This window comes from Microbacterium sp. SMR1 (assembly GCF_003289625.1).
Taxonomy (GTDB): Bacteria; Actinomycetota; Actinomycetes; order Actinomycetales; family Microbacteriaceae; genus Microbacterium; species Microbacterium plantarum.
This window is the reverse complement of record NZ_QMBN01000003.1, coordinates 333,980-339,979: the sequence shown is the minus strand read 5'-3', so window position 1 is coordinate 339,979 and position 6,000 is coordinate 333,980. Positions and strand designations below refer to the sequence as shown.

The 6,000-nt window shown below is 69.9% G+C and carries 5 protein-coding genes; 2 read left to right on the top strand and 3 right to left on the bottom strand.

Going from position 1 to position 6,000, the window contains the following annotated elements:
• The coding region (locus DO944_RS15940; RefSeq protein ID WP_258524689.1) for a 13E12 repeat family protein at positions 1 to 591 on the bottom strand (591 nt) is incomplete at its 3' end.
• Positions 592 to 732: 141 nt separating this feature from the next.
• Between DO944_RS15940 and DO944_RS11275 the strand changes: the two genes are divergently transcribed.
• Complete coding sequence (locus tag DO944_RS11275; protein ID WP_112617570.1) at positions 733 to 1,710, top strand: FKBP-type peptidyl-prolyl cis-trans isomerase; 978 nt, start codon at positions 733 to 735, stop codon at positions 1,708 to 1,710.
• A gap of 54 nt (positions 1,711 to 1,764) precedes the next feature.
• Positions 1,765 to 2,850, top strand: a complete 1,086-nt coding sequence (gene dxr / locus DO944_RS11270) for a 1-deoxy-D-xylulose-5-phosphate reductoisomerase (RefSeq protein ID WP_112617253.1) — start codon at positions 1,765 to 1,767, stop codon at positions 2,848 to 2,850.
• Between the two features lie 9 nt (positions 2,851 to 2,859).
• Here dxr and pflA read toward each other — a convergent pair whose 3' ends face one another.
• Both pflA and pflB read right to left on the bottom strand, forming a co-directional pair.
• On the bottom strand, positions 2,860 to 3,663 hold the full coding sequence (pflA, locus tag DO944_RS11265; RefSeq protein WP_258524726.1) for a pyruvate formate-lyase-activating protein: 804 nt from the start codon (positions 3,661 to 3,663) through the stop codon (positions 2,860 to 2,862).
• A 14-nt stretch (positions 3,664 to 3,677) separates the two neighbouring features.
• The gene (pflB, locus tag DO944_RS11260) at positions 3,678 to 5,951 is read right to left on the bottom strand and encodes a formate C-acetyltransferase (RefSeq protein ID WP_112617252.1); all 2,274 of its coding nucleotides are present in this window, start codon (positions 5,949 to 5,951) and stop codon (positions 3,678 to 3,680) included.
• Positions 5,952 to 6,000: the final 49 nt, after the last annotated feature.

Below are 6,000 nucleotides of genomic sequence, written 5' to 3'. Positions count from 1 at the left end.
TGTCGCGATGAGATCCGACATCCCATCCGGCCCGGGCTGCACCTGCACGCACCGCCCCGCGGCGGCGTCTTCGTGTCGTTCGGTGAACGTCCGCGGGTGCATCCGCTCGGCGATCATCCGCAGTGCTTCGCGCACCCGGTTGGGAGTCTCGCCCTCGCACCGTTCAACCGCGGCGCGTTCGAACTCCGCCCGATTCTCCACGGGCACGAGGCATCCGACCTCCTGAATCAGCCGCACGTGCCCGCGGACGATTCGTCCGTCCTCCCACGCGGCCAGTGTCAGCGGGAAATTGTCGACCAGATCGCGCGCCTCATCGATCCGCCGCTGCAAAGTGCGGTCGGTCGCGACGAACACACCGGCGAGCTCGGCCGCGATCCCTCGCAGCGCCATCTCGCGCGCCTTGACCTGCTCCGACGCGCCCACGGCCTGCTTCTCCGCGAGAGCCCCCGCCGCAGCGAGCACCCGAACCTCACGCACCTGGCCAGCCCGAACGGCGTCCGCCGCTCCTTCGGCATCCGCCACCAAAGCCACGAGCACATCGATGTCTGCGTCGCTGCCCATCCCGCTGCCGAGTCCGCCGTTCGAATGCATGTTCTAATGTTCCCACGGACCTCCGACAATGCCCCGCGGTTCTCCACAGCCCGAAGCGGCACGTGCATCCGCCGCTCTCAGCGCACACCGATGCTCGTGCGAGAGGATGAGAGCTCCCACCCCCGATCGAAGAGGTTCTCCGTGCGTCTGCGCCCGTTCGCCGCCCTGTCCGTCGTCGCCGTCTCGGCGCTCGCGCTCGCCGGTTGCGCGAGCGGTGACACGGCGACCGAGTCGCCCAGCCCGAACGCTTCCGGTGCATCGGAGCAGTGCCTCGTGAACGCCCAGCCGGGGGAGTCCTCCGACAGCATCGAGGTCTCCGGGTCGGCGCCCGAGCTGACCGCGAAGGTCGACCCCGGCCTCGAGCCCGCCGAGATCGAGCGGACGCTCACGACTCGCGGCGACGGCGAGGACCTCGTCTCGGGCGATCTGGTCTCCGGCTCCTACGCGATTTACGACGGTGCGACGGGCGAGCTGCTCGAGCAGTCGCGCGACACCTCTCCCGATGACTCCGGTCTCGTGCCGGTGCTGCTCGACCCGCAGCAGTACTCGGTGTTCGTCGCGGCTCTCGAATGCGCGCCGCTCGGCTCGACCGCCGCCCTCGCGATCCCCGGCTCGGCCTTCGGCCAGGACCGCACGTCCGTGGTCGTCGTCGCCGAGGGGGTCGAGAAGCTCCCGACGCGAGCCGACGGCGCCGACCAGGCGCCCGTCGACGGAATGCCGACCGTCGCCCTGGCCGACAACGGCGCCCCGACCATCACCCTCCCCGGCACGGATGCGCCGACGGAGGTGCAGCTGGCGAACCTCAAGACCGGTGACGGCGCCACCATCCAGCCCGGTGACACCGCGTTCGTCCAGTACACCGGCGTGAAGTGGTCGGACGGCTCGGTGTTCGACTCGAGCTGGGACCGTGGCCAGCCCGCGGCGTTCCCGACGAACGGGGTCGTCGCCGGCTTCCAGCAGGCGCTCGAGGGGCAGCAGGTCGGCTCGCAGGTGCTCGTCGTCATCCCGCCGGCCGCGGGTTACGGTGCGCAGGAGGGCAGCGAGCTCCAGAACGAGACGCTCGTCTTCGTTGTCGACATCCTCGGCGTCCAGCGCACGCCGGCCCCCGCCGCGGGCTGAGGTCACCCACCGCGGCAACTAAACCGGCACACCCGCAGCACCTAGGCTGACGGCATGCGTCGCGTCCTCATCCTCGGCTCCACCGGCTCGATCGGAACGCAGGCGCTCGACGTCATCGACTCCCGTCGAGACCGGTTCGAGGTCGTGGGACTCGCCGCGGGCTCGAACGCTCGGATGCTGGAAGAGCAGGCGGCGCGGTTCGGTGTGACCCACACCGCACTCGGTGCGGCCGACGCGGAACGTCTCGTCCGTGACGTCGAGGCCGATGTCGTGCTCAACGGCATCACGGGGTCGGTCGGGCTGGGCCCGACCCTGGCCGCCCTGGAGTCGGGTCGCACCCTCGCGCTGGCGAATAAAGAATCGCTCATCGTCGGCGGCGAGCTCGTCACGTCGCTCGCTGCGCCCGGTCAGATCGTTCCTGTCGACTCGGAGCACTCCGCCATCGCGCAGGCGCTGCGGTCGGGCGAGCCTGACGAGGTCCGGCGGCTCGTGCTCACGGCATCCGGCGGGCCGTTCCGCGGCCGTCGCCGCGACGAACTGGCCTCCGTCACACCGGACCAGGCCCTCGCTCACCCCACGTGGGACATGGGACGCGTCGTGACCACCAACTCCGCGACCCTCGTCAACAAGGGGCTCGAGGTCATCGAGGCGTACCTGCTGTTCGGCGTGGACTACGACCGCATCGACGTCGTCGTGCATCCCCAGTCCGTCGTGCATTCGATGGTCGAGTTCATCGACGGGTCCACCATCGCCCAGGCCTCGCCGCCCGACATGCGCCTGCCGATCTCGCTCGGCCTCGACTGGCCGCGCCGGGTCGCGGGCGTGGGCGCTCCGCTCGACTGGACGCGCGCGAGCGAGTGGACCTTCGAGCCTCTCGACGATGCGGCGTTCCCGGCCGTCGCCCTCGCCAAGCGGGTGGGGCGGGAGGGTCGGACCTATCCCGCGGTCTTCAACGCCGCGAACGAGCAGGCCGTCGAGGCGTTCCATGCGGGCGCGCTGAGCTTCCTCGGCATCGTGGAGACCGTCGAACGTGTCGTCGAAGCGCATCGCCCGCCGAACGAACTCACGAGGGAGTCGCTCGCGGAGGCCGAGTCGTGGGCCCGGAGCGCCGCTGACCGGGCGATCGGTGCGACGCGATGACGACCGCCGTCAGTAGACGGTGAGGCCTCGCGCGGCGAACTGACCGCGGACCCGGGCGAGCAGCTCGGCATCCGGCGTCGGTCGCCCGGCGAGCGGATAGGGGATGCCCAGACGCTCCCACTTCGACGTGCCCATCTGATGGAACGGCAGGACCTCGACCCGCTGCACGTTCTGCCACCGGGCGATGATGTCGGCGACGGCGTCGACGTTCTCCGCGGCATCCGTGAGTCCGGGCACGAGCACGAACCTGATCCACACCGGAGTGCCGCGGGCCGCGAGACGGTCGCCGAATTCGATCGTCGGCTGCAGGTCGCGGCCGGTGACCTCGCGGTAGGTGTCGGGCAGGCCCGACTTGACGTCGAGCAGGACGAGCGAGACGTCGTCGAGCAGCGCATCGGATGCCGCGCGGCCGAGGTTGCCCGAGGTGTCGATGGCGACGTGGATGCCGAGCTCGGCGGCGGCCCGGGCCAGGCGCGTGACGAAGGCCGCCTGCTGCAGCGGCTCGCCGCCGGAGATCGTCAGCCCTCCTCCCGTCGCCCGGAAGACCGGCAGGTACCGGCGCAGGCGGGCGACGATGTCGTCGAGAGCGGTGAGCTCGCCGTCGCGCTGACGCCACGTGTCGGGGTTGTGGCAGTACTGGCAGCGCAGCGGGCATCCCGCGAGGAAGAGGGTCATCCTGGTGCCGGGGCCGTCCACGGAAGTGACGAGCTCCCAGGAGTGCACGCTCGCGACATGCCCGGACCGTCGCGCGGCGAGACGGTCGTGACGGGGGTCGCTCAGATCGGCGGTGCAGGCCGCGCCCGGCACCAGGATGGCGGGCACGGGACTCAGACCCCCGTGTGGAAGGTGCGGCTGAGCACGTCGAGCTGCTGCTCTCGGGTCAGTCGCACGAAGTTGACCGCGTAGCCGGACACCCGGATGGTCAGCTGCGGGTACTTGTCGGGATTGACCATCGCATCCTCGAGCGTCTCGCGCGTCAGCACGTTGACGTTGAGGTGGTAGCCGTCCGACGCCATCTGCGCATCGAGCAGCCCCACGAGGTTGCGCACCCGTTCGTCGGGCGTGCGCCCGAGGCCGCTCGGCGTCACGGTCGTGGTCAGCGAGATGCCGTCCTGGGCCTGGTCGAAGGGCAGTTTCGCGACCGACAGCGCCGCCGCCAGCATCCCGTGCGTGTCGCGCCCGTTCATGGGGTTCGCGCCCGGGGCGAAGGGCTGACCGGCACGGCGACCGTCGGGGGTGTTGCCGGTGGCCTTGCCGTACACGACGTTCGACGTGATCGTCAGCACCGACTGGGTGTGCACCGCATCGCGGTACGTCTGGTGCTTGCGGATCATCGACATGAAGTCCGACACCAGCTCGCGGGCGATCTCGTCGACGCGGTCGTCGTCGTTCCCGAAAGTCGGGAAGTCGCCGTGGACGAGGTAGTCGACGATGAGCCCCGATGCATCGCGCACCGGCTCGACGGTCGCGTACTTGATGGCCGAGAGCGAGTCCGCGGCGACCGAGAGCCCCGCGATGCCGCATGCCATGGTGCGCAGGACGTTGCCGTCGTGCAGAGCCATCTCGAGACGCTCGTAGGCGTACTTGTCGTGCATGAAGTGGATGCAGTTGAGCGCGTCGACGTACGTCTCGGCGAGCCACTCCATCATCACCCGGAAGCGCTCGCGCACGTCGTCGTACCCCAGCACGTCTCCCGAGACGGGAGCGGCGGCCGGTGCGATCTGCTTGCCGCTCACCTCGTCGCGTCCGCCGTTGATGGCGTACAGGAGAGTCTTGGCGAGGTTGACCCGAGCCCCGAAGAACTGCATCTGCTTGCCGACCGTCATCGGCGAGACGCAGCACGCGATGGCCGCGTCGTCGCCGCACAGTGCGCGGATGTGGTCGTCGGACTCGTACTGGATCGACGAGGTGTCGATCGAGACCTGCGCGCAGAACTCCTTGAAGCCGTCGGGCAGGGCGTCGGTCCACAGCACGGTCAGATTGGGCTCGGGTGCGGGGCCGAGGTTGTAGAGCGTCTGCAGGAAGCGGAAGGCGGTTTTGGTCACGAGCGTGCGTCCGTCCTCGCCGACGCCGCCGATCGACTCGGTCACCCAGGTCGGGTCGCCCGAGAACAGCGCGTCGTACTCGGGCGTGCGCAGGAACCGGACGATCCGCAGCTTGATGACGAGGTCGTCGACGAGCTCCTGCGCCTCGACCTCGGTGAGGGTGCCGCTCGCCATGTCGCGCTGGATGTACGCGTCGAGGAACGCGGTGTTGCGCCCGAAGCTCATCGCGGCGCCGTTCTGCTCCTTGACCGCACCGAGGTAGGCGAAGTACAGCCACTGGATGGCTTCGCGGGCGGTGGCGGCGGGCCGGGTGATGTCGAAGCCGTACGAGGCCGCCATCTCGGCGAGCTCGTGCAGGGCGCGGATCTGCTCGGCGTTCTCTTCCCGCGAGCGCAGGATGTTCGCCGTCGAGGGGTGCATGTCGAGCTCCGCCCGCTCGACGTTCTTCGCTGCCACGAGCGCGTCGGTGCCGTACAGGGCGACGCGGCGGTAGTCGCCGATGATCCGGCCGCGGCCGTAGGCGTCGGGAAGGCCCGTGATGATGTGGCTGCTCCGAGCGCGGCGGACGGCCGGCGGGTATACATCGAACACGCCGTCGTTGTGCGTCTTGCGGTAGCGCGTGAAGATCGTCTCGAGGGTCGGATCGACCGGATAGCCGTATGTCTCCAGGGCTCCCTTGACCATGCGCCATCCGCCGTTCGGCATGATCGCGCGACGCAGGGGCGCGTCGGTCTGCAGGCCGACGATCAGCTCGTCCTCCCGGCGGATGTAGCCCGGAGCGTGCGACGTGATCGTCGAGGGGGTGAGGGCGTCGACGTCGTACACGCCGCGCTCGCGCTCCGCCGGGAACATCTCGCTGAGCGTCTGCCAGAGCCCGGTCGTGCGGGCCGTCGGTCCCACGAGGAACGATGCGTCACCGGTGTAGGGCTCGTAGTTGCGCTGGATGAAGTCACGGACGTCGATGTCGTCCTGCCACGGGCCCGGGGCGAAGCCCGCCCACGCGGCGGGGACCGCGTCGTCGTCGTGTGCTGTCGTGGTCGGGATGACTGTGCTCATCGTGGGTCCTTCGTCCTGTCGGAAGGCCCGCCGGGGAGCGGGGAAGGCG

Excerpts from the sequence above, each read along its gene's own strand:
- dxr (WP_112617253.1), top strand. The coding sequence starts at position 1,765 with ATGCGTCGCGTCCTCATCCTCGGCTCCACCGGCTCGATCGGAACGCAG.
- pflB (WP_112617252.1), bottom strand. The coding sequence starts at position 5,951 with ATGAGCACAGTCATCCCGACCACGACAGCACACGACGACGACGCGGTC.